Consider the following 23609-nt stretch of genomic DNA (forward strand, 5'->3'; position numbering starts at 1 on the left):
GCGCCGCGATACCCCAAAAGCCAGCCTTCGAACCGCCATCTTCCTGTGGGAGTTAATGGTTGAAAAAGGATTACGGCATAGTTTGCCCCTAACAGTCATCCTTAACGGCCGCCTAAAGAGCCGGACCGGATGCGAGGCGTCGGCGAAAGTGCTCCATGACGGAGATTGGAAGCATGTTTTCCCGATACTACGACCGGAGTTTCCTCCGCGTCCTCTCAATGGCGATTACGCTCATGGGCGTTCTCGTCTTCTCGACATCAGCCCTGCGGGCCCAGGAATATACCGCGCAGGAGATTATCGATTCCGGTCACAAGTTCTTCGGCGCGACATCGGGTGGGCTCGCCACCGTCGTCGAGAAGATCTTTGCCTCTTACGGCTTGCCCAATGGCTATCTGCTGGGTGAGGAGGGGTCGGGCGCGCTGATCGGCGGCCTGACCTATGGCGAGGGTACGCTCTACACCAAGAATGCCGGCGACCACAAAGTGTTCTGGCAAGGCCCGTCGCTGGGCTGGGATTTCGGCGGCGAAGGGTCCCGGGTGATGATGCTGGTCTACAATCTCGACGATGTCAGCAATCTCTATAACCGCTATGGCGGCGTGGCCGGGTCGGCCTATGTGGTGGCGGGCGTCGGCTTCAATGTGCTGAAGAACAACAATGTGCTTCTGGTGCCGATCCGCACCGGCGTCGGCGCCCGGCTCGGTGTCAATCTCGGCTATCTGAAGCTGACCGAACGGGCGACGTGGAATCCGTTCTAAAGTCCCACCCGTCATGATGGCAATGCCGGCTTTTCGATGGGATTTGTAGGCCTGTGCCCCCCAATGCGCCGCGGCAAGCTCTTGCCGCAGCGCCGGATTTCCGCCATGCCAGTATGATGCGGTTCAATCCAAGTGGTTGCCGCCGATAGCGGGTTGTCCTTTGGTTCAGTCGGTCCTGTTCTTTGCCCTCGGCTTTCTGTGCGCCGGCTTTCTGGCGCTGATGGTGGCTCCCGCCGTCTGGCGGCGTGCCGTCGCGCTGACCCGCAGGCGAATCGAGGCCTCTATTCCGCTGACGCAGTCCGAGATTCAGGCCGACAAGGACCGCATCCGGGCCGAGTACGCCATGGCGACGCGCCGCCTCGAAATGAACGTCAAGGCGTTGCGCGAGAAGGCGGCCGAACAACTCGTCGAGATCAATCGCGGCCGCGAGGCGTTGAAGGGGTTGGCGGTCGAGCGCACGGACAAGAACCACGCGCTCGCCGAACTCGGCGCCAAGAACGAGGCGCTGCGGCAGCGCGAAGAGGAACTGCATCAGCTTTCGGAGCGGCTCAAGGAAACCGAGCGCAAGCTGGAGAAGCGGGCGCTCGAACTCGAAAAGCTGGAGCACATGTACGACGATGCCAGTTTTTCCTCCTCCAGCCGGCAGATCGAGCTCGTGGCGCGCGAATCCGAATTGCAGAAGCTTGCCAGCGACATCGCGCTGCTGCGCGGCCAGCGCAAGGAAGCGGATCGGCGCCAGCAGGAGATCGCGGCCGAAAGCAAGGCCGCGCGCGATGCCCTGAAGGCGGAGAAGAAAAGGGCGGCCGAACTCGACAAGAAGGTCGAACGGCTCCTGGCAACGCTCGCCGATCGCGAGGACAAGCTCGACCGCCGCGAGAAGGAAATGGCGCGGCTGCGCGAAAAGGCGAAGGCCGAGGACGGCGGGCCGGCCTTGCGGCTGGTCGGCAAGCCGGATGAATCGGGCAGACATGACGAGGCCACGCGGCGCGATGATCTGGATCAGGCGATCGCCAAGCTGGACAGCGATCGCGAGCGGCTGGAGGCGAGGCTGACGGCGCTGGCGCGCGAGAACAAGCGGCTCAAGGCGGATCTCGGCGCCATGGCATCATCGGGTTCGGCCAATGGCAGTGCCGCGCTGCGCGAGCAGATGAACGCGTTGGCGGCGGAGGTCGTCCATATGACGGCCAAACTCGAGGGACCTGACTCACCGATTGCCAAGGCGCTGGCAGCGCCGCAGGACAGTCACTCCAAAAATGGCGACCGCAGCCTTGCCGACCGCGTGCGGGCTTTGCAGAAGGCGGACGCGAACTGAAGCGGTTGTGCAGCCGTTTAACTGGGCGAAAAATGGTGCAGGGCAATAGCTGACGCTGCGGCGACGTTCAGGCTGTCGAAGCCTTTCGACATGGTGATCCGCACGGTTTGCAGGCGCGCGAGCAGATTTTTGGGCAGGCCTTCTCCCTCGGTGCCGAGATAGAGCGCCATGCGCCTGGAGGGCTTTGCATCGCGTATGGCGGTTTGTCCGCCCGGCGACAGGGCGAACTGCTCAAAGCCGCGTTCGGCGAGCGTCGCCGTAAAGCCCGATGTGTCGGGGAAGGACGCAAACGGAATCTTGAGCGCGGCGCCGACCGAAACGCGGATCGCCTTGCGGTACAGCGGATCGCAGCATGAGGCGTCCATCAGCACCGCGTCGGCGCCGAAAGCGGCGGCATTGCGAAAGATCGATCCCATATTGTCGTGGTTGGCGATGCCGACGAGCACCACCACCAGGGCTCGGTCGGGCAAGGCATCCAGCAATGGCCCGGCCGCGAGCGGTGTCTCCTTGCGGCCGATGGCCAGGATGCCGCGATGCATGTGGAAGCCGGCGATCGCGTCCATCACCGTTGTGGTGACGACGTAGACCGGCAGGTCCGCGGGCGCCTTGTGCAAGATGTCGTTCAGACCGCTGAGCCGGTTTTCCAGGACAAGAACGGAGTCGGCGCCAAAGCGGCTGGACGACAGAAGCAGATCGAGCACCACCTTGCCTTCGGCGACGAAACGGCCTTGCCGGCCGGCGAGATCACGTTCGCGGATGTCGAGATAGGCTGCGACGCGTGGATCCCGCGGGTCGTCGATGCGAATTGGGTCCATGTCCTCCGCTCAAAAATCGAGAGCGCGGTTCGTGCGTCGATAAAGACACACAAGCCACGCTCCGGAAATCGTCAGCGAGGTAAACGGCTGCAGGAGCGTCCGGTCAAGTCCCGGCGCGGCGCAATCTGTGTGCCATCTGGGACAGGTCCTCCTTGCCGGTGCCGAAAATACCATCCAGCACGACAAGGAGCTCGCGCACCGCATCGGATTTGCAGGAGTAGTAGATCATCTGACGGTCGCGGCGGGTGTCCACGAGGTCGAGCGCCCGCAACTTGGCCAGATGCTGCGAGAGGGCGGATTGGCTTAGCATCACCTTTTCGGCGATGGCGCCGACCGACATTTCACCGTCGATCAAGTAGCTCATGATCAACAGGCGTTTTTCGTTGCCCATCAGCATCAAAAATTCGGCGGCCGATTCGGCGTTGGCGGTTAGCTTTGTCGAGACCATGAATGCCCCATGCTGTTTGTTCATCGAGGCGCCATGGGGGCAATGGGGCCTGAATCCAAAAAATCACTTGCGAACGGCCCCTGACGAGTCAGCGCCATTTCCAAAAGGTAGAACATTTCTTTCAAATCTCAAGTGTTGCTTTTGATCAAATGCAATTAAGTTTGGTTGTTTTCCTGCCCGGCAGCCCTGCCGCCCCTGGCCATTTCAACCAGGGCGGGTCTCAATTCCCGAGATGATGCCAGGGGTTGCGGGAAGAATACCCGGCAAACATTGTCTCTCGACACCAGATCCATGCCATCGGCGTCCAAACCGACGATGCTCCAGCCGTCGCCGGATGCCCCGGCAAAATGATGCGCATACACGGCGATCGCATCGAGATGGTCCGCGTTCATGTGCTCGACGGCGGATTGTTCGCTCGCCGCAAGCTCTTCGACGATGGGGCCGACGGTGACGAGATCGGAGCGATCGAGCAGATAGGCCTTGCCGAAGCCGCCATTGAGGCTTGCGCGCTGCGGCTCGAGGCGAAAGATCGAGAAGTCGCCGAGCCCGGCATAGAGGCTCGCCTTTGGGTTGCGGTTGAGATAGCGGCGCTCGGCGCGAGCATGTGCCTCCGCGCCACGCTCGAGCCGTGATGCCCGGCAGGTCAACGTCAGGCGCGGATGCGCCAGCGGGTCGCCCTTGCCGGGCTCGCCAAGCAGCAGGGAACAGCGTGGATCGGCAAGCATGGCAGGCGTGTGCGCAGACAGCATCGAGACCAGGATCAGCGGCGTACCGTCGATGTCGGTGGCAACGCCGACCCGGCTTGCCAGCGGCGACCCGGTCTGCGGTTCCAGCACCGCAAGGGCGCCGAAGCGGGCGCTGCGCAGAAGTGTCTTCGCCAACCGTATCGCCTCGGCGTCGGTCTCGCGGATCACGTCCTTCTTTCGATCGTCCACGGGTCTTGCCCTGCCAGGTTGATTACTTCGGCGCCATGCGGATGGCGCCGTCGAGGCGGATGGTCTCGCCGTTCAGCATCTGGTTTTCGATGATGTGCAGGGCAAGTGCGGCATATTCGGATGGTTCGCCGAGGCGCGACGGGAAGGGTACGGCGGCGCCCAGCGAATCCTGCACGTCCTGCGGCATGCCGGCCATCATCGGCGTCTTGAAGATACCGGGTGCGATGGTGCAGACGCGGATGCCGGAACGGGCAAGGTCGCGCGCCACCGGCAATGTCATGCCGACGACACCGCCCTTGGAGGCGGAGTAGGCGGCCTGGCCGATCTGGCCGTCATAGGCGGCGACCGAAGCGGTGTTGACGATGACGCCACGCTCGCCGCCCTGCAGCGGCTCGAGCTTCGCCGCGCGATCGGCGACGAGGCGGATCATGTTGAAGGTGCCGATCAGGTTGACCTCGATCACCTTGCGGTACTGGTCGAGTGGATGCGGCCCATCCTTGCCGATCGTCTTCACGCCAATGGCGATGCCGGCGCAATTGACCAGGATGCGCGGTTCGCCCAGCTTGCTCGCCGTCTCGGCGACGGCTGCGGCACCACTATCGGCGCTGCTGACGTCGCATTGCACGGCAATCCCGCCGATCTCGGCCGCGACCTTGGCGGCGCGATCGATGCCGACATCGAATATGGCGACGCGAGCACCCTTGGCGGCAAGCGCGCGCGCCGTAGCCTCGCCAAGACCGGAGCCGCCGCCGGTGACGATCGCGATCTGGCCGTTCGGATTCATGGCGTCATCCTTTACTACGAGAAACAGGGACGGATCAGGCCCGGATCGACGTGCAAGGTCAAGCCATAGCCTCGTCTAGACGTGCTCGGCGATCCTGGCCTGGCTGGCGTGGCCGACCTCGCCGGTGAGCCTGGCGACCGCGCCCGGCGTGATCTCGTGCGACAAAAGGCGGTCGAGATCGACGGGGCGCGGCATCGAGATCTGGCCGCGCGGGATGCGCCTGAAGCCGAGCGGGCCGTAATAGGGCTCGTCGCCGACCAGTATGACGGCTGGCGCGCCGGCCCTGGCCGCCGCCTCCAACGCGATCGCCACCAGCCGGCGGCCGATGCCCAGGTTCTTGAAGGCTGGCCGCACGGCGAGCGGCCCGAGCATCAGCGCGCGGCCGGCGCCGGCGGCGATGCGGGTCATGCGCACCGAGGCGACGACGAGGTCGCCGTCGACCGCGACAAAGGACAGCGCGCGCTCGTGGCCGCCGGCTTCGCGGATCTTGTAGGCGGCCAGCACGAAACGGCCGGGCCCGAAGGCTTCGTCGTTGATGGCTTCGATCTGGATGTCGTGCGCCGGGGTTTCCGGCAGGTATTTCACGTCGGCAAGGCTCATGGTCTTTGCGTCCCGGTAAAGGAGGAAAGGTTTGCTGCAAACGGCAGCATTCGCCAGTCAGCGCATCAAGCGCGGGCGCCCTTTCGTCGTCGGTCAAACCGGATCAAAGCAAAGTCGAACATGCGGAGTGTCCGCTAGCATCAATTTTCGGCCGCTGCAATTGGCCTGATATGTCCGTCGTCTCCGTCCAGTGACGGTCTGTTCAGCGCCTGACATCTTCGACAGGGCCGCCTTGCGCCTACATTGCACGAAAGGACGCAAGGAGATTTGCATGGGATTGCTGGTTGAAGGCAGGTGGCAGGATCGCTGGTATGATACGGCGGACAATGGCGGCAGGTTCGTGAGGACGCAGTCGCAATGGCGCGACTGGATCACCGTTGACGGGCAGCCCGCCGAAGGTCGGACGCGCGGCTTCAAGGCCGAGCCCGGGCGCTATCACCTCTATGTCTCGCTCGCCTGTCCGTGGGCACACCGGACGCTGATCTTTCGTGCGCTGAAGAGACTGGAAGGCGTCATCTCCGTCTCGGTCGTGCATCATTTCATGGGCGCCAATGGCTGGACATTCCTGGCGCAGGATGGCGCCACCGGCGACTCGCTTTACGGCCTCGATTTCCTGCACCAGATCTATGCCAAGGCTGATCCCGCCTATTCCGGCCGGGTGACGGTGCCGGTGCTGTGGGACAAGAAAGAGCAGACCATCGTCTCCAACGAGTCTTCCGAAATCATTCGAATGCTCAATTCAGCCTTCGACGCATGGGGCGATGCAAGCCTCGACTTCTATCCCGAGCATTTGCGCCGCGAGATCGACCGTATCAATGCGCTGGTCTATCCGGCGGTCAACAATGGCGTCTATCGCGCCGGCTTTGCCACCACGCAGCGCGCCTATGAAGAGGCGTTCGGCGAATTGTTCGCGGCGCTGGATACGCTGGAGGCTCGACTGTCAAAACAGCGCTATCTCGTCGGCGACCGCATCACCGAGGCCGACTGGCGGCTGTTCACCACGCTGGTGCGCTTCGATCCGGTCTATGTCGGCCATTTCAAATGCAATTTGCGCAGCATCGCCGACTATCCGCACCTGTCGAACTATCTGCGCGACCTCTACCAGGTGCCTGGTGTCGCCGCGACCGTGAACCTGCATCACATCAAGGCGCATTACTACGCCAGCCACGAAACGATCAATCCGACGCGGATAGTGCCGGTAGGGCCGGAACTCGACTATGGGGCGCCGCATGACCGGGGGCGGTTCAGGGAGGCGGCTTGAAGTACTAGGAATCTTGTTCAGGTTTGCGAGGGATTGTTCTTGCGTCGTCCGACTTGAATGGTCCCCATACCGAATAGCCAAACGCGACAAGGCCCAATGTCGACCCCAGAATCACGACGCCATCAGGCCAAAAGTGCCCCGAGAAATGGGGTGGGTTACCGTTCGTTTCAAAAACCCTTGTCATTATGGCTAGGGTCGTAACTGCAATCAGGATAGAAATTATCACAAATCTCCAATACTCAACCGTCGTTGGAGCGCGCCCAAAAAGCACGCTTAATTGTTCTAGGGTCATCTTTAATGCGAAAAGACAAGAAAACCATACAGCGATCTCAACATTTATATCTTTCGAAAATTGGAAAAATACCAAAATGTACTCGAAAGATAGTAGGAGGAATCCTAGCAGGATGAACAAATATATGAATCGGAAGAAAACTTTGATGTTGACAGATTTCAGCGCAGTCACTCCCGCTGGTCGACACCTCGCAGATTATCCCCGCTGGCCGATCTTTCGTGCGAAAAAATCTCCTCGCGTCTCACTTTCCGGTGAAGTCTTACCAGTATGGCGATGCGGGAAGGCCCTGAAAAACCTCGGCGATCCGCCGCAGCGTCGCCGGCGTCGTCTCCCTAGGCAAGCGATCCAGCGGGAAGAAGCCGCTCTCGGCGATCTCGTGGTCCGGCTGCTTCGGCGCCGTCTGGCTGAACTGCTCGATGAGGTAGAAGCCGACATGGTCGCGCCGGCTGGAGCGGCGGTTGAAATGCATCGATTTCAACACCGGCGGTGCTGCAAGCGCTATGTTGCCCTCTTCGGCGAGTTCCCGTGCCAGTGCTTCGGCCAGCGTTTCGCTGACCTCGACACCACCGCCGGGAAGTTGCCAGCCGGGCACATAGGTGTGGCGGATGAGGAAAACGGAATTGTTGGCGGTGTCATAGACGAGGCCGCGCACACCGAGCGTCATTGGCCGCCGCAGCACGAAATAGAGGTGAAACAGCCTGGCCCGTAGCCCCGCCCATCCGGTCTGGCGGAAAGCGGTTTCAGGATCGTTCGTCATCGCTAGCGAAACCGTGGGTGGAAAGCCAAGCTTTTGTAGCAAGGAGGACGCGCGTCGCCTATGAAAGATACATGTTCAGGCTCGCGCATATTTCCGATGTCCATCTGGGGCCGCTCCCCGATGTATCCTATCGCGATCTCGCCTCCAAGCGCGTGCTCGGCTACGTCAATTGGCAGCGCAACCGCCGCCGCCACATGCATGATGCCGTCATCGACGCCATCACCGCCGACATCAAGGTGCAAAACCCCGACCACCTCGCCGTCACCGGCGATCTGGTCAATCTGGCGCTCGACGGCGAGATCGAGATGGCCAAGCACTGGCTGGAGACGCTGGGGCCGCCGCATGACGTTTCCGTGGTTCCAGGCAATCACGACGCCTATGTGCCCGGTGCCTTCGACAAGGTCTGCCGGTCATGGGCGGCCTGGATGAGCGGCGACGGGGTCAACACGCCGGTCGACCGCAACGCGTTCCCCTATCTGCGCGTGCGCGGCAATGTCGCGCTGATCGGCGTCTCGACGGCGCGCGCCACGGCACCCTTCATGGCCAATGGTTTCTTCATGGAAGGGCAGGCGGAGCGGCTCGGCAAGATCCTGCGCGATACCGGCGGGGAAGGCCTGTTTCGCGCGATCATGATCCATCATCCGCCGGTGCGCGGCGCGGTCTCGCAGCACAAGCGGCTGTTCGGGATATCACGCTTTCACAAGATCATCCGCCGCCATGGCGCCGAGCTTGTCCTGCACGGTCATTCGCATCTGCCGTCGCTGTTCCAGATAGGGGCTCGCGGTGCCAAGGTTCCGGTGGTCGGTGTCGCCGCCGCCGGCCAGGCGCCGGGCGGCAAGCATCCTGCGGCGCAGTACAATCTGTTCGACATCGACGGCGAAAAGGGCAATTGGCGGATCCGCCTGACGCGGCGCGGGCTGACCGGACCGGCAACACCGCCTTCGGATCTGCAAATCCTGGAACTGGGCGTGGAGGCTTCTATGGCCGCAAGCTGAGCCCCATCGCCACGATGCGGTCCCAGAACAGGGCGACCGACACCGCCAGGCCGACCAGCGCGCCGGCGGCGACCAGGCCAAGGCCTGACAGGAAGGCCGACCAGCCCTTGCTGCGTTGCGGCGAGCGCAGCGGCGGCTCGGCTTCCGCCACCTCGGCCCGTTTCATGCCGGCGGCTTCGACCCCACCTTCCATCATCCTCTGGCGCTCGACGACGCGCTCGGCGACATAGCGTGTCACGGAATCGGCAACCGGCTTCATCTCCGTCGATTCGGCAAGTACAACGCGGCCGATGCGGGTGTCCTCGAGGAAGCGGTAAGTGCGGCGGTCGCGCCCCATCGCGACATGGCTGACGGCATCGATCCACAGGCGCGGCTGCAGCCCCGAGGAAACCACGAAGTCGAAATTGTCCATGTCGGCGGGAACATCGGCAAAGACGGGTGCAAGTTCGGCGGCCAGCAGATCGAGGCGCATGCGATGCGCCTCGCGCATGTCGACGACAACGTCGTCGCGATCGGCGAAGGCGTTCTTCACATCGCGGATTGCATCGGACAGTTTTCTTGAGGGATCGATCTTTTCGCCTGCGTCCTTCATCGGCGTCTGCCTCGCGGGTTTGGTTAACACGGGGTTAACACAGCCGCCGGCAAAATGCACTGGCGAGATAGACGTGTCCGGGGACACGCGAAAAAGTCAGCCAGTCGCTGCCAAATTCGGACGATGCGGCCTGGCACGGCGGTTCATGTTGCGGCGAACGATGTCGGCAACGAGATCGGGCGCTTCCTCGGCAAGCATGTGGCCGGCCTCCAGCACATGATGCACATGAAAATGCGCAGGCAGGTCATCCGCCTGGGTGGAGGGCAGCACCACATCGTCGGCGCCCCACACCACCATGACAGGCATGTTAAGCCCGTCGAGACGGTCACGCGGGATAACGCCTTGCCGATCACCAGCGGTCATGGCGGCTGCGATTTCAGAGAGTTTTTGCACCTGGCCGGGCCGCCCACGCATCTCACAAAGTATATCGACGATGCGTTCCGGGGGCTGGTTGTGAGGGCTGAACATGGCGACAAGGCAGTCCCGAATCGCGGACGAACCCCGTGCGCCGGCGTAGCGGCGCAGCAGCGGGCCATTGATCTCGGGGCCAAGCCCCCCTGGGGCCAGAAGCGTCAGCGAGGCCACTTTGTCGGGCTCGGCCAACGCCATCAACATCGCCACTGCGCCGCCCATTGAATGGCCGACAAGATGAATGCGCTTCAGTTTTCGCGCCGACAGATCGGCGAGAATCGCCCTGGCGGCTACCTTGGCTGGACCAGCGTCCGGGAAACCGAACGACAGGCCGTGGCCCGGCAGATCATAGGCGAGCGTGCGCGTGGAAGGCGACAGGCAAGAGATCACCTCGTGCCAGACATCATGGCAACCGCCGAAACCATGCAGCAGGACGATGGTCTTCGAACCAGATCCTTGTTCGACGGCATGAAGCGATGAAATCATGAAGCTGAGGGCTTGTTGCGGGACTGAGAAAAGCGCGGGACCGGGCACCAAATGCGGCTGGATTGCTCCTCGTCCAGCGCTATGGCCAGTAAAATTTTCGCGATTTGTACGGTTGATGACAGAACGCGGCGGCTAACAGGTATTCGGTGATCAATGCGTACGAAATCGACAATGGCCCGGCGCGCCGAGTAGTGGATGTTACTTAGCTGGCGTTGCCGAGCCCAGCGGCGCGCAAGGCGCCGACCAGCCGCTCAGTCAGATCGGCCGGATATTTCCGCTCGACGAAGGTGGTGCGCGGGTCGGCGGCAAATTTGGGGAACTTGGTGTTCAGTTCGTCTAGCAGCGTGGACACCAGATGGTCCTGTCCGGCAGCCTTGGCGCCGATCAGACGCGCCGCCAGATAATGCGATTTCGTGGCAGTGGTTCTCAACGCCATGCTGGCGGCGATGGCTTTGTTCATGTCGCCTAGCATGAAATCACCGACGAACAGGCCGTAGTCCCACCATGTCGAGTGGCCGCTGAACGTCTCGGCCGCATGGGTAAGGATTGGCGTCCCCTCCGCGTAGCGCCCAGCGAAGATCAGCCCATAGCCGTAAGCGGCGGCCATGCCCATATCGTAGGGATTGAGTTCGTAGGCCTTGCGCATCCAGCGGATTGCTTCGTCCGTATTGCCGAGGCGCGAACTGACGTAGCCATAGGCGCGATGCGCGTAAGGGCTGGTCGGCCCCATCTGCACGCCGCGATGAGCAAACTCGACGGCCTTTTCGATCGTCGCATTGGGCGGATAGGCATAGTGATCGGAGACCGCCTCAACCTGCAGAGATGCAAGTTCCGAGTAGACGAGCGAGGATTTTGCCCCGGAATTGGCCAACGTCTCCAGGCAGCGATAAGCGGCCTCGTGGGTTCTGGCATTCTGGTCGAGATAATATCTGTCGTTGAGCAGCAGGCATTCGGTCAGGCCGTTTGGCGCGCCTGTCTGCTCGATATAGTTGTAGATCGTGCCCGAGGCGGGAAGTGCCGAGCTCAGCATGTCGGCAACGCGATCCTCGATAACCGTGGGGGCGCTGTCGGCCGGCGTGAGATTGCGTGAAAGGAGAACTCGTCCTGATGCCACGCTTTGCAGTTCGATCCTAATGTCGCCAGCGTTCGGGCCAGCCATAATGTCGAAGATGAAGCTGGTGGCGTCGTTGGCGGGGTCGTGCCAGTTGATCGTATCGCGACCGATGAAGTCGATCGTATCGAAGCCGCTCAAGCCGGCACGCAGTGACGAGGCGACACGGCCGGCATCTGCACCGTCGGCCTTGACGTCGATGTAGACGAGCGGCAGGGCTTCAGAGATCGCTGATGGTACAACGGTGCTGGTTTGGCTGGCAGTCGCGAGCGCAGCGGGCAAGTCGCCGCTTGCCAGCAGCGCACCGCTGCCCTGACGCAGGATCAGGACGCCGAGCATGGCGATGACGACGGCGATCGCCATCCAGAAGAACCTGAGATGGCGCGCCACCGAGGGCACGGGGGCCGCCGGCGCCAACAACGCGGCGGCCGTAAGGGTATCCTCGGCAGCGCCGGGGTGCTCGGATGGAACCGTTGCCGTCTGTTCGGCGGGTTTGGCTGCTTCCGGCAAACGGATCGCGTTGAGTTCATAGGCCGGGACGTAGCCGCCGCGTGGAATGGCGATGCGGACGGGCTCGGCGACGCCTTCATTGGCAAAATACTGCTGCAGCAATTCGCGCAGCCTGCCTGCCTGCACACGCACCACGGCATCGGTCGACGGATCGAAATCGCCGTCCTTGCCGAAGACATCCATGGCGATGGAAAAGCCCTTGAGCCTGTCGGCTTCGCCGGCCTGCTCGCGTTCCACTAGATAACGGATCAGCTTGCGCGCACGCTCGGACCGTCCGAACGTTTCGCTGGCAAGCAGTCGCTCCAGTGTCTCGCGCACTGCGGGGGCGGCAGGCGTGGCATGCTGCAAGTGTCGATCCTCTCGAAGTCGGCACAGGTTGAGGCGCGATCATATAGGGCTCGCGCCACCACACAAGTATACACCCATTATGCGATCGCGTACCTAACCAGATAATTCTCCGGTGGTTAATCGCGCGGCCGACGCCGGCTACAGGACCAGCGCCGCCGCCAGTATCAGCCATTTGATGCCAAGGCCTTGTTCGGGCTCGAAAAAATGATTGGCGCGAGAGCCGTTCAGAACTCGCGCCAATCATCGGTAAACGCTACCGCGCTTGGCGGCCGACGATACGGTTGGCGGCCGAAGTCACCGCTTCCAGCGAGGCGGCAACGATGTTGGTGTTGATGCCGGCGCCGAACAGCTTGCCACCGGGATACTCCATTTCGACATAGGAAATGGCCGAGGCATTCGAGCCGCGCTGCATCGAGTGCTCGGAATAATCGAGCACCGACATTTCGACGCCGACATGGCGCGAGAGCGCATCGACGAAGCCGTCGATCGGGCCGGTGCCGGTGCCGGTAATGGTCACTTCCTTGCCGTTGTCGAGGATGACCGCCTCGACCACGCGCCGGCCCTTGACCACGGTATCGGGATAGGTGTGGTGGTCGAGGAATTTCAGGCGCGCGCCCGGCTGGTCGATGTAGGTCTCGAGAAAGCTATCGTGGATGCGCTTGGCCGGCACTTCCTTGCCCTCGGCATCGGTGATCGCCTGGATCGCCTGGCTGAACTCGATCTGCAGATTGCGCGGCAGGTTGAGGCCGTAGTCGGCCTGCAGCACATAGGCGATGCCGCCCTTGCCCGACTGCGAGTTGATGCGGATGATCGCCTCGTAGCTGCGGCCGACATCGGCCGGGTCGATCGGCAGATAGGGCACTTCCCACAGGCTGGTGTTGGCTTTCTTCAGCGCCTTCATACCCTTGTTGATGGCGTCCTGGTGCGAGCCGGAAAACGCCGTGTAGACGAGTTCGCCGACATAGGGGTGGCGCTCGGGGATCTTCAACTGGTTCGAATATTCATAGACGTCCTTCATCCGGTTGATGTCGGAGCAGTCGATGCCCGGATCGACGCCTTGCGTGTACATGTTGAGCGCCAGCGTGACGATGTCGACATTGCCGGTGCGCTCGCCATTGCCGAACAGCGTGCCTTCGACGCGGTCCGCGCCGGCCATCAGGCCGAGTTCGGTGGTGGCGATGCCGGTGCCGCGGTCATTGTGCGGATGCAGCGAGATGATCAGGTTCTCGCGGTTGTCCAGGTTGCGGCACATCCACTCGATGCGGTCGGCATAGATGTTGGGCGTCGACATCTCGACCGTCGACGGCAGGTTGATGATCAGCTTGTTGTCTGATGTCGGCCTGACGATCTCGGTGACGGCGTTGCAGATCTCCAGCGCCACTTCGAGTTCTGTGCCGGTAAAGCTCTCCGGCGAATATTCGAAGCGGTAGCCACCGCCGGCCTTGGCCGCCATGTCGGTGATCATCTTGGCCGCGTCGGTGGCGATGCGCTTGATGCCGCCGACATCCTTTTCGAAGACGACGCGGCGCTGCAATTCGCTGGTCGAATTGTAGAAATGCACGATCGGGTTGGTGGCGCCATTCAGCGCCTCGAAGGTGCGGGCGATCAGTTCGGGCCGGCATTGCACCAAGACCTGCAGCGACACGTCGGCGGGGACGTTGCCTTCCTCGATGCACCAGCGGGCAAAGTCGAAATCGGTCTGCGAGGCCGAGGGGAAACCGATCTCGATCTCCTTGAAGCCCATGTCGAGCAGCAGGCCGAACATGCGTGCCTTGCGCTCATGGCCCATCGGATCGATCAGCGCCTGGTTGCCGTCGCGCAGGTCGACCGAACACCAGATCGGCGCCTTGTCGATGACTTTCGACGGCCAGGTGCGGTCGGTGAGGCCAACGGTCGGATAGGGTTGATATTTGCGGGCTGCATCGGGCATGCCCCGGACGGGCTCCACATCCTTGCCGGTGCCCCCGGCATCAGGGCGGATTTGTTCTCGTGTGTTCATCGTCTTGTTCTCCCGGCGGCCCTCGGATCCGTCCTGGACGGATTGCTGGCGAGTGGCGCCTTTACCAGATTTTCGTTCGCTTGATGTGACTGCCAATTTTGAGACTGGCCAAGGAGCATGCGCTTGCGCGGCGGTTCGACCGCCGGGCGCTCCTTCAGCGAACCCGGCGATCGCCGATAAGGCCGAGAAGAAGCAGGGTCGAGGCAAGGGCGCGCACGGTCTCGCCGGCAAAGCCGGTCTGACGGGAAGCGGTGGTGGCGCGCGTATTCATGCCGGTTCTCATACAGGAGCGGCTTGTTGGAGGCAAGCGGGGGCTGAATTTGTTGAACATTATCCCCGATGTGGATGCTCTTCCCCGCGCGCGACAAATGCGCGAGACTTGGGCGTCGGCGGGCTGCGGTGCGTCGCCGCCATGAGGGGGTTGTCCATGAATTTCGTGTTCTTCTCGCCGCATTTTCCGACCAACGGCGCCGATTTCTGCGACCGGCTGAAGAAGGCCGGCGCCACCGTGCTCGGCATTGGCGATGCGCCTTATGACGCGCTGGACGGCAGACTGAAGGCCGCACTTTCGGAATATTACCGCATCGCCGATATGGAGAATTACGATGCTGTGTTCAGGGCGATAGGCCATTTCATCCACAAATGGGGCCGCATCGACCGCTTCGAATCGCTCAACGAACACTGGCTGGAGCTGGAAGCCAACATCCGCACCGACTTCAACATCTACGGCACCAAGCTCGATTTCGTGAAGAATTTGAAGCGCAAGAGCCGCATGCGCGCCTTCTTCCGCAAGAGCGGCGTCGAGACGATCGCGCAGCGCAAATGCTCCGACCGCGCCGGCGCCATGACCTTCATCCGCCGCGTCGGCTATCCCGTCGTGGTGAAGCCGGATTCGGGCTCGGGCGCCTCGAACACCTTCAAGATCTCCAACGCCAAGGAACTCGACCAGTTCTTCCGCGACAAGCCCGAGGACGTGACCTTCGTCATGGAGCAGTTCATCGAAGGCCTGGTGGTGACCTATGACGGGCTGGTCAACCGTGACGGCGAGGTGGTGCTGGCGGCCAGCCATCGCTACGACCAGAGCGTCATGGATGTGGTCAACAAGGACCGCCACATGAGCTACACCTGCTTTCCGCGGATCCGGCCTGTTGTCGAGGAGGCCGGCCGCAAGATCCTGAAGGCGTTCGACGTGCGCGAGCGCTTCTTCCATATCGAACTGTTCGAGACCAGGGACGACCGGATCATCGCGCTGGAGGTCAACATGCGACCGCCCGGCGCCTGGATGACCGACGCCATCAACTACACGTTCGACATCGATGTCTATGCGGCCTGGGCCGACATGGTGGTCAAGGACGCCGCCGGCGGGCCCTATGAGGGCAAGTATTTCACCGCCTATGCAAGCCGCAAGCGGCACCTCCACTATTTGCACAGCCATGAGGACGTGCTAGCGGCGCACCGCGACAAGATCGTCCACCATCAGCCGATAGAAGAGGTTTTCAGCCGCGCCATGGGAAATTACGCCTACCAGATGCGCTCGAAGGATCAGGCTGATCTGCGCGAGGCAGTCGCCTATATCCACGCGGAAAAGGCCTGACGCCATGGACATCTCCTATCACAAGCATTTCTCGGGCAAGCTCGGCCGCGACATGGAATACAAGCGCTACGGCCATGCCGGGCGCCCGGTCGTGGTGTTCCCGACCTCGCAGGGGCGGTTCTACCAGTTCGAGGATTCCGGCGGGGTGGGTGCCCTTGCCGAATTCATCGACACCGGCCGCATCCAGCTGTTCACGGTCGACGGCATCGATTCGGAATCCTTCTTCAACAAGCATGTCGACGCCGCGCAGCGTATTGCACGGCACGAGGCCTATTTCCGCTATGTGCGCGAGGAGGCACTGCCGGAAGTCCTGTCCACGGCCTCAGCAGCCAATGGCGGGCGCAAGCTGAAGCCGCTGTTTTCAGGCTGTTCGATGGGCGGCTACCATTCCTCGAACTTCGTCTTCCGTTTTCCCGAACTCGCCAGTGGCGTCATCTCGCTGTCGGGCGTCTATTCGGCCCGCGATTTCTTCGGCAAGGCGCTGGACGGCGACATCTTCTACAACTCGCCGCTCGATTACCTGCCCGGCATTGTCGATCCAAAACTGCTGGCCCGGCTGAAGATACTGAGGCTCATTTTCTGCTGCGGGCAGGGCGCCTGGGAAGAGCGCATGCTGGTCGAGACGCGCCGGCTGGAACAGATCCTGCGCGACAAGTCGATTCCGGCCTGGGTGGACTATTGGGGCGGCGACGTCAGCCATGACTGGCCATGGTGGCACAAGCAGCTGGTCTATTTCTTCGGCCGCTGGCTGGATGATGATCTGATGCACAGGCTCGACTAAGGTGCATTGATATTCAGGGGAGGCTGGCCTGCAAATGGCTGACACCTTGTCATCACCTGACGCTATCCTTCCTGGCACGCCGGCAGAGGGACAGCCTGTTCCGCCGCCGATCCGCGACGCAAGCCAAGGAAGACGACAAGGGCGGTGACGAGGGTGATCGCCGCCAGCATGATCAGCAGCCTGTCGAACGCTGTCTCGTAGGCCAGGACCAAAGCCAGGGCGCTGGCCGTCGGCAGATGCCACGCCGTTTCACCGACATTGCCGGTCACCAGCAACTGCGCTGCTGCTGCGGCATCCCTGGAAGACGCGCCCTGGGCGGCGAGTTGTGCTGCGGTGAAGCCCGACAGGGTCGCCATGACGATGGCCACCGCCACACCCTCGCAGGCGACACGGGTGGTGTTGAATATGCCGACCGCCATGCCGGCGCGCTCCCGCGGCACGACGCTGACGGCAAGCCCGTCCATCAGTCCCCAGGGCAGAGCGATGCCGACCCCGATCAGCACTAGCGGCGCCACCAGCGCGATGGCGACCGGTGGTGTCAGGCTCAGCCAGACGAGGCCGGCGGCGGCGATGAGCAGGCCGGCGCCGCAGATGGTGGCCGGTGCGACCCAGCGCGCCAGCTGGCCGGCAAGCAAGGGCAGGATCAGCAACGGCCCTGACAGGCCGATCATCAATTGCCCAGCCTTGATTTCGCTCATCCCTTCGATGCCGATGAAACGGATCGGCAACAGCACGAGCAGGACGACGAAGCCATAGGCGGGTGCCGCCGCCAGGAACTGGACGCCGACGAAGCGGGGAAAGCGAAACAGCGTGAGATCGAGCATCGGCCGGCGCACATGCCGCTCGACGATCACGAACGCGGCGAAGAACAGGGCGGCCGCAGCGAGCAGGGCGATGACGAGTGGATCGGCCCAACCGCTCTGTGGCGCCTGCAGGACACCATAGGTCAGCGAGGCCAGCGCTGTGGTGAAGGTGCCGGCGCCCGCCCAGTCGAGGCCGGTCGCGTCCGGGTCGCGCGATTCCTTGATGGTGCGCAGGCCCAGCACTGCCGAGGCGATCGCGAGTGCCGCGACCAGAACAAAGATCGACCGCCAGCCGAATACGGAGATGAGCAGGCCCGAGGCAATCGGGCCGAAGGCGAGACCGATGCCGAAACTGGTACCGAGGAAGGAGAAGGCGCGCAGCCGCAGCTGCCCTTCGAATTCCTGGGCAAGCGCCGAAGCGCCGCCGGCGAAGGCCAAGGCACTGCCAATCCCTTGCGCGGCCCTGAAGATGTCGAACCAGACGATGTCGGGCGCCAGCATGGCGCCGAGTGACGCCAGGACATAGAGGCAGAGGCCGGCAAGGAAGAGCCGCTTGCGGCCCAAATTGTCGGCGAGCGCTCCAGCCGCCATCAGGCTGGCGCCGAAGGTCAGCATGAAAGCGTTCGTCACCCAGTTGAGCGCAATCGGGCTGCCGCCGAGATCGCCCGCGATGCGGGAGAGTGCGACGGCCGGGCCGGTGAAGGTCAACGGCATGGTCATCGCAGCAAGGCATACCGACAACAGCACGAGCCATCGCGCGGCCGAGCCGGTTGGGATCTTCGAGGTCATGGATTTCCTATCTGAAGCAGCATCCGCCGGCATGCCGCGTGGCTCGTGGCGCCGGTCGCAACGACAAGATAGGTCGACGGCTTTTCAGGAAAAATGGTATTATATCTCCTGATATACCGGACTGAAACGCTCGAATGGAAAAATGCAATGGATCGTCTCAGTGGGCTCCTGGCCTTCGCCCGTACCGCCGAACTCGGCAGTTTCATCGCCGCCGGACGTGCGCTTGGCATTTCGGCTTCCGCTGTCGGCAAGAGCGTCGCCAGGCTCGAACAGGAGCTCGGCGTGCGGCTCCTGCAGCGCAGCACGCGGCGGATCGGCCTGACGGAAGAGGGCAGACTGTTCAACGAGCGGGTGCGGCGCATCCTCGACGATATCGACGATGCCGAGGCGATGCTGTCGCGGACACGGGAGACGCCGCACGGGCGGCTGCGCGTGTCGACACCGATCGTCACCTACCATCTGCTTTTGCCGGTGCTGTCGGAGTTCATGGAGCGCTACCCCGAGATCGAGCTCGACATCGATTTCAACGACCGCATCGTCGATGTCATCGAGGAAGGCATCGACGTCGCCATTCGAAGCGGCCAACTGCCCGATTCACGATTGGTGTCGAGACCCGTTGCACCTTTTCGCATGCAGTTGTGCGCGGCGCCCTCCTATCTCGACCGCCATGGCACACCCGGCGAGCCGGCGGATCTCATCAGGCATTTCGGCATCAACTTCCGCTTTCTCAACAGCGGCAGGCTGCTGGAGTGGCCGTTCATCACCGGAAGCGCTGAACCGCAGATCCGCTCGATGCTGACCTGCAACAACATGGAAGCCTTGAAGGGCGCCACGATGGCCGGCCTCGGTATCGCCTGCATGCCCGATTTCCTGGTCCGCGAAGCGCTGCGCGACGGCAAGCTGCGCATCGTGCTGGACGATCATATCGACGGCCGTGGCCAGTTCCGGATGCTGTGGCCATCCAATCGCCATCTGTCGCCGAAGGTGCGCGTCTTCGTTGATTTCCTTCCCGAACGGCTTGCAGCGGCGGCGAGCCAGCGGGGCACGGCCTTGTGATTCCAGATGTGAAGCAAAAGCGGCACGACAGGGGACAGGGTCCTATGCGGGCCTCCGCAAAATATGAATTTTTAAGTCAAGTTTCTTATGGAAACCCCGGCGGTGCTGTGGCATGGCCGACGATGGCGACGAGGCCGGATCTGTCGGCGGCTTCATCTGAACCGCTATCGAAGGACTTCAGCCATGCACCAGTTGAGCGTGCAGATCCCCATCAGCGACGAGGCAATCAGGTCGGCGATCGAGCTTCTGCGCGCCGAGCACGGAGAGTTCGAGATCGAAACCGGCGCTGCCGACCGATGGGAGCTTCGCTTGTATTACGGGTCGTTGAGCGCCACGCTCGAAGGCGACGCCATGCTGATCCGCGTTGCGGCTATAGACGAAACCTGCCTGTCCTACATGAAGATGATGGTCGCCGGCCGTGTCGCGCAGCATCTCGGCACGACCAGTGGATTGCGCTGGCAAGGCGACGGCAGCGATGCCGGCACGCCGGTCTTCTTCCGCGAGGTTACGGTGATGTCGTCGATGCGGATTTCGCCGCACATGCAGCGCCTGCGCTTCGCCGGCACGGACCTCGACCGCTTCACCCGTGGCGGCCTGCACATGCGGCTGCTGTTGCCGCCGAGGGGTCGGCGGCCGGTCTGGCCCTCGACAGGTCCTGACGGCCTGCTGGTCTGGCCTGCGGGCGAGGACGCGCTCATCGTGCGGGTCTACACGATCCGGGCGATCGATGCGGCAAGCGGCTGGCTCGATGTCGATTTCGTGCTGCACCCCGGCCAGGGCACGCCGGCCGCCGCCTTTGCGCAGAACGCCCAGGCGGGAGAGGTGATCGGCATGATCGGGCCCGCCGGAGGCGCGGACTCTGCTTCTGGTTGGCGACGACACGGCGCTGCCCGCCATCGGCAGGATCCTCGAGCATATGCCGCGGTCAACGCGCGTCGAGGCGCTTATCGAGGTCGATGGTCCTGATGACCGGATCGCACTGCCGCAAGGCGACAACATCGACATCACCTGGCTCTACCGGCATGGCCGCGAGGCTGGCACCGCCGGCCTGCTGCCAGCCGCCCTGCGAGAGCGGAGCCACTCAGCGCTTGCCGATGGCCTTTTCGTCTGGACCGGATGCGAATTCACCGACTTCCGCGAGATACGCAAGATCGTGCGCAAGGAATGGGGCTTGCCTCGCGACAGGCATCTGGTCACCGCCTATTGGCGCCGCGGCGCGCTGGGCGAGAACGGGGGCGGCGAGGAATAAGGCGCCGAAAGCGCTGAAGCAGATCAGTCCCGGATGCTTCTGGCCACCAGCCGAGCAACGCTCGGGCCGACAAGCAGCACGATCAGGAAGCGCGCCGATTGCAGCGCCATGACGAAGGAGATGTCGACGTTGTGCGCCGCGGCGGCGATGATGGCGACGCTGTCCATGCCGCCAGGGCTGGTCGCCAGATAGGCGGTCAGCGGATCGATGCCCAGGAGATGGCTGATCAGGAACGCGAGCCCGCCGCAAAAAGCGATCAGCGCGACGATAGAGGTGATGATCTGCGGCAGCGCACGCGTTGCATGGCGCAGGATCGGCCTGGTGAAGTTCAGCCCGATCGACCAGCCGACCATGGCGTAGCTGACCGCCAGCAGCCATGGCGGCAATTGCATTTCAACACCAAGGCCGAGATGGATGACGGTGCCGAAGATGAAGGTGCCAAGGAAGAAGGGCGAGGGCAGCCGGCACAGCTTTCCCGCCATCCCGCCGACCAGCGCGATGCCGACGGTGGCGGCAAAGGCCTGCAGATCGATCGGCGGAAACCAGATGATGGGCGGGATTTCGATGCCCGATGTGTCGACCCACATCTTGGCGACGAGAGCCGCCGTCATCGAGACGAAGATGACGCGCAGATACTGCATGAAGGCGACGAGCCGCTGGTCGGCGCCGAAAGCGCCAGCCATCAGCACCATCGCGGTGGCGGCACCCGGCGAGGAGCCCCAGACGGCGGTGGTGCCGGGCAGGATGCGCCAGCGGCTGATCAACCAGCCAAGCAGGCTGGAGGCCGCAACCGTGGCGATCACCACGCCGAGGAACAGCGGCCATTCCTGGTAGAAGACGGGAAAGATGTCAGCCGAGATCGACGCGGCGACAAGGCAGCCGACAATGGCCTGGGCGGAGCCGAACAGCAGGCGCGGCACGCGAACCGTGGCGCCATTGGTGCCGGCGACGATGGCTGCCAGCATCGGCCCGATCAGCAGCGCCGCCGGCAGAGCGGCGAGTTCGAGCGCGCCGGCAAACAGGGCGGACATGGTGAGCAGGATCAGCCATTGCCAGGGCCTGCCGATCCGCGCCATGCGCTCGGTGGCGGGCTGGTCAGGAGGGGGCTGCTGGGCCGAGGAATCCATTCTTCGGTCTTAGACGCGAAGCACGGCGATGCGAACCCCGCCGTGCCGAAAAAGCTGGACGCAGGTCTCAGCCCGTCTTGCTGTCAGCCAACCCGAAGCCGCCGACAGGATGGGTCTCCACTTGGAACTCGAAGCCGGCGATGAACTGCCTCGCCTTGGCGATGGCCGCCTGGACTTCCGGAAGCTGCAGCGAGGCCTTGTGGCTTTCGGCGTCGGTCCACACTTCGGTGACCCAGATCGCATCGGCATCCGCGGGGTCGCGAGCGATGATGTAACTCAGACAACCGGGCAGGGCGCCGGTGCTGTCGCGCAACACGTCCATGACCGCGTCGCGCTGGCCGCGCGCCGCCCGCATCTTGCCGATCAGTCCATACATTCCCTTCGCCTCCCTTTGAAGTCTCCGACAAGAGTATGTGGGTCACCACTATGCAATTGCCCGCTTACGGCATCAACTGGCCGCCATTCACCTCGATCACCTGGCCGGTGATGTAGCCGCTCAGCAGATCGGACGAGAGGAAGAGATAGGCGCCGACGCAGTCTTCAGCGGTGCCGGCACGCCCCTGCGGAATGGTGGCGACCATGCCCTTGATCTGCTCGGCGGTCGAATAGCGCTCATGGAAGGGTGTCAGGATGGTGCCTGGCGCCACCGCGTTGACGCGGATGCCGAAGCCGATCAGTTCCTTGGCCATGCCGCGCGTCACGTTGGAGACGAAGGCCTTGGCCGAACCGTAGAGACCGGCGCCGCCGCCGGCACCATTGCGCGCGGCGATCGACGAGGTGTTGACGATGAAGCCGCCCTGCTTCTTCAGCCACGGGATCGCCTTGCGTGACGCCGTCAGCACCGAACGGGCGTTGAGGTCCATCACCGCATCGTAATGCGCCTCGGTCTGTTCGGCGTAGGGCACGCGGCCGAGCATGCCGCCGGCATTGTTGACCAGGCCGTCGAGGCGGCCGAAATGTTGCGCGCTGTCCTCGACGACGCGCTCGACATCGGCGGGGATGGAGAAATCGCCTTGAACAAGAAAGACCTCGCCGCCGTCGTCTGCAATGGTTTTGCCGAGCTTATCGGCGGCGTCGCGGCTCGAATTGTAGTGCAGCGCCACCCTGGATTTCTGTGCGGCGTAGGCCAGCGCCAGCGCAGCACCTATGCCGGTCGAAGCGCCGGTGACCAGCACCGCCTTGCCGGCGAGATCGGGGATGCTGAGTGGACTGGTGGCTGGCACTGTTGTTCCTCCGGGATGTCTGCGCCACCCTTCGTAGGCCATTGCCGCCCCGGTGTTCAAGCTTCACGGGCGCAGATAGACATAGCCCTGGCTTTGCAGTTCCGCGAGCTTGACGACGCCGCCCTTGTCGGCGGCATGGAATCCGGCGAGCAGGTCGGCGAGCGAAATGTCCATGCCTTGCATGGTGTTGGCGCAGGCCTGCGGCTCGAGCCCCTGCTGCACCAGGCCGGCGAAACGGCCGGAGACCGCGGCCGATATGCCCTTCGACTTGAAGGCGGCCAGGGCCGGGCCATGCACGACCAGCACGATGTCGACATTGCCGCCGGTGCCCTCATAGTGGTTCTTGATGTTGCCGAGCACGAAATTGACCTTGTCGACATCGCTGAGGTGATAGGCGACCTTCAGCCGTGCGGTTTCCGTGGCCGCCGCCTGCACGGCCCGCAGGCCAAGAAACGTTCCGGTCCCGGCAAGAACCGCGCGGAACATGTCGCGCCGGCGCATGGCATCGTCCTCCGATTTTCACCGCAATTTGCGTGGCTCCGGCCGCAATACTAGCATAAATTGACGTTACGTCCT

At 63.0% G+C, this 23609-nt stretch carries 24 protein-coding genes; 9 read left to right on the top strand and 15 right to left on the bottom strand.

The window, feature by feature from the left end:
- The first annotated feature begins 218 nt into the window (after positions 1–218).
- Both HGP13_RS11845 and HGP13_RS11850 read left to right on the top strand, forming a co-directional pair.
- Positions 219–755: a DUF1134 domain-containing protein gene (locus tag HGP13_RS11845; RefSeq protein ID WP_244277619.1), complete on the top strand. Its 537-nt coding sequence runs from the start codon at positions 219–221 to the stop codon at positions 753–755.
- A 160-nt stretch (positions 756–915) separates the two neighbouring features.
- Positions 916–2067: a hypothetical protein gene (locus HGP13_RS11850; protein WP_172225119.1), complete on the top strand. Its 1152-nt coding sequence runs from the start codon at positions 916–918 to the stop codon at positions 2065–2067.
- A gap of 17 nt (positions 2068–2084) precedes the next feature.
- Here HGP13_RS11850 and HGP13_RS11855 read toward each other — a convergent pair whose 3' ends face one another.
- From HGP13_RS11855 to HGP13_RS11875, 5 genes are all read right to left on the bottom strand, one after another.
- On the bottom strand, positions 2085–2882 hold the full coding sequence (locus HGP13_RS11855; protein WP_172225122.1) for an RNA methyltransferase: 798 nt from the start codon (positions 2880–2882) through the stop codon (positions 2085–2087).
- Positions 2883–2985: 103 nt separating this feature from the next.
- Complete coding sequence (locus HGP13_RS11860) at positions 2986–3330, bottom strand: metalloregulator ArsR/SmtB family transcription factor (protein WP_172234676.1); 345 nt, start codon at positions 3328–3330, stop codon at positions 2986–2988.
- Between the two features lie 155 nt (positions 3331–3485).
- Complete coding sequence (locus tag HGP13_RS11865) at positions 3486–4265, bottom strand: HugZ family protein (protein ID WP_172225125.1); 780 nt, start codon at positions 4263–4265, stop codon at positions 3486–3488.
- A 22-nt stretch (positions 4266–4287) separates the two neighbouring features.
- On the bottom strand, positions 4288–5049 hold the full coding sequence (locus HGP13_RS11870; protein ID WP_172225128.1) for a 3-hydroxyacyl-CoA dehydrogenase: 762 nt from the start codon (positions 5047–5049) through the stop codon (positions 4288–4290).
- Positions 5050–5124: 75 nt separating this feature from the next.
- The gene (locus HGP13_RS11875; protein WP_172225131.1) at positions 5125–5649 is read right to left on the bottom strand and encodes an N-acetyltransferase; all 525 of its coding nucleotides are present in this window, start codon (positions 5647–5649) and stop codon (positions 5125–5127) included.
- A gap of 271 nt (positions 5650–5920) precedes the next feature.
- Here HGP13_RS11875 and HGP13_RS11880 point away from each other — a divergent pair, with 271 nt between their 5' ends.
- The gene (locus HGP13_RS11880) at positions 5921–6910 is read left to right on the top strand and encodes a glutathione S-transferase family protein (RefSeq protein ID WP_172225134.1); all 990 of its coding nucleotides are present in this window, start codon (positions 5921–5923) and stop codon (positions 6908–6910) included.
- A gap of 551 nt (positions 6911–7461) precedes the next feature.
- Here HGP13_RS11880 and HGP13_RS11885 read toward each other — a convergent pair.
- Positions 7462–7959 (bottom strand): NUDIX domain-containing protein, encoded by a 498-nt coding sequence (locus tag HGP13_RS11885; protein ID WP_172225137.1) that lies wholly within the window; start codon positions 7957–7959, stop codon positions 7462–7464.
- Between the two features lie 71 nt (positions 7960–8030).
- Between HGP13_RS11885 and HGP13_RS11890 the strand changes: the two genes are divergently transcribed.
- On the top strand, positions 8031–8954 hold the full coding sequence (locus tag HGP13_RS11890; protein WP_172225140.1) for a metallophosphoesterase: 924 nt from the start codon (positions 8031–8033) through the stop codon (positions 8952–8954).
- Here HGP13_RS11890 and HGP13_RS11895 read toward each other — a convergent pair.
- The 4 genes from HGP13_RS11895 to leuA all read right to left on the bottom strand — a co-directional run bounded on the left by HGP13_RS11895 (position 8938) and on the right by leuA (position 14342).
- The gene (locus HGP13_RS11895) at positions 8938–9546 is read right to left on the bottom strand and encodes a hypothetical protein (RefSeq protein WP_172225143.1); all 609 of its coding nucleotides are present in this window, start codon (positions 9544–9546) and stop codon (positions 8938–8940) included. The genes HGP13_RS11890 and HGP13_RS11895 overlap by 17 nt on opposite strands.
- Positions 9547–9642: 96 nt before the next feature.
- A complete protein-coding gene (locus tag HGP13_RS11900; protein ID WP_172225146.1) occupies positions 9643–10443 on the bottom strand; it encodes an alpha/beta fold hydrolase in 801 nt (266 codons plus the stop codon).
- A 202-nt stretch (positions 10444–10645) separates the two neighbouring features.
- Positions 10646–12412 (bottom strand): tetratricopeptide repeat protein, encoded by a 1767-nt coding sequence (locus HGP13_RS11905; RefSeq protein WP_172225149.1) that lies wholly within the window; start codon positions 12410–12412, stop codon positions 10646–10648.
- 253 nt (positions 12413–12665) lie between these two features.
- Positions 12666–14342, bottom strand: a complete 1677-nt coding sequence (gene leuA, locus HGP13_RS11910; RefSeq protein ID WP_246707444.1) for a 2-isopropylmalate synthase — start codon at positions 14340–14342, stop codon at positions 12666–12668.
- A 496-nt stretch (positions 14343–14838) separates the two neighbouring features.
- On the opposite strand from leuA, the gene HGP13_RS11915 reads away from it, so the two are divergent.
- On the top strand, positions 14839–16005 hold the full coding sequence (locus tag HGP13_RS11915) for an ATP-grasp domain-containing protein (RefSeq protein WP_172225155.1): 1167 nt from the start codon (positions 14839–14841) through the stop codon (positions 16003–16005).
- Positions 16006–16009: 4 nt separating this feature from the next.
- A complete protein-coding gene (locus tag HGP13_RS11920) occupies positions 16010–16786 on the top strand; it encodes an esterase family protein (RefSeq protein WP_172225159.1) in 777 nt (258 codons plus the stop codon).
- A gap of 62 nt (positions 16787–16848) precedes the next feature.
- On the opposite strand, the gene HGP13_RS11925 is transcribed toward HGP13_RS11920, so the two are convergent.
- Positions 16849–18378, bottom strand: a complete 1530-nt coding sequence (locus HGP13_RS11925; RefSeq protein WP_172225162.1) for an MFS transporter — start codon at positions 18376–18378, stop codon at positions 16849–16851.
- A 147-nt stretch (positions 18379–18525) separates the two neighbouring features.
- On the opposite strand from HGP13_RS11925, the gene HGP13_RS11930 reads away from it, so the two are divergent.
- From HGP13_RS11930 to HGP13_RS37815, 3 genes are all read left to right on the top strand, one after another.
- Positions 18526–19434, top strand: coding sequence for a LysR family transcriptional regulator (locus HGP13_RS11930; RefSeq protein WP_172225165.1), 909 nt, complete (start codon positions 18526–18528; stop codon positions 19432–19434).
- Between the two features lie 183 nt (positions 19435–19617).
- Positions 19618–20400, top strand: a complete 783-nt coding sequence (locus HGP13_RS11935; RefSeq protein WP_246707336.1) for a siderophore-interacting protein — start codon at positions 19618–19620, stop codon at positions 20398–20400.
- Positions 20339–20683, top strand: coding sequence for a siderophore-interacting protein (locus HGP13_RS37815; RefSeq protein ID WP_246707445.1), 345 nt, complete (start codon positions 20339–20341; stop codon positions 20681–20683). The genes HGP13_RS11935 and HGP13_RS37815 overlap by 62 nt, the downstream gene beginning before the upstream one ends.
- Before the next feature lie 23 nt (positions 20684–20706).
- Here HGP13_RS37815 and HGP13_RS11940 read toward each other — a convergent pair whose 3' ends face one another.
- The 4 genes from HGP13_RS11940 to HGP13_RS11955 form a co-directional block, all read right to left on the bottom strand.
- The gene (locus HGP13_RS11940; protein WP_172225167.1) at positions 20707–21810 is read right to left on the bottom strand and encodes an AbrB family transcriptional regulator; all 1104 of its coding nucleotides are present in this window, start codon (positions 21808–21810) and stop codon (positions 20707–20709) included.
- Positions 21811–21877: 67 nt separating this feature from the next.
- Entirely contained in the window at positions 21878–22186 is a 309-nt protein-coding gene (locus HGP13_RS11945) for a putative quinol monooxygenase (protein ID WP_172225170.1), read from the bottom strand.
- Positions 22187–22250: 64 nt separating this feature from the next.
- A complete protein-coding gene (locus tag HGP13_RS11950) occupies positions 22251–23033 on the bottom strand; it encodes an SDR family oxidoreductase (RefSeq protein ID WP_172225172.1) in 783 nt (260 codons plus the stop codon).
- A 63-nt stretch (positions 23034–23096) separates the two neighbouring features.
- Positions 23097–23534: a DsrE family protein gene (locus HGP13_RS11955; protein ID WP_172225175.1), complete on the bottom strand. Its 438-nt coding sequence runs from the start codon at positions 23532–23534 to the stop codon at positions 23097–23099.
- Positions 23535–23609: the final 75 nt, after the last annotated feature.

It is taken from the genome of Mesorhizobium sp. NZP2077 (assembly GCF_013170805.1).
Lineage (GTDB): Bacteria > Pseudomonadota > Alphaproteobacteria > Rhizobiales > Rhizobiaceae > Mesorhizobium.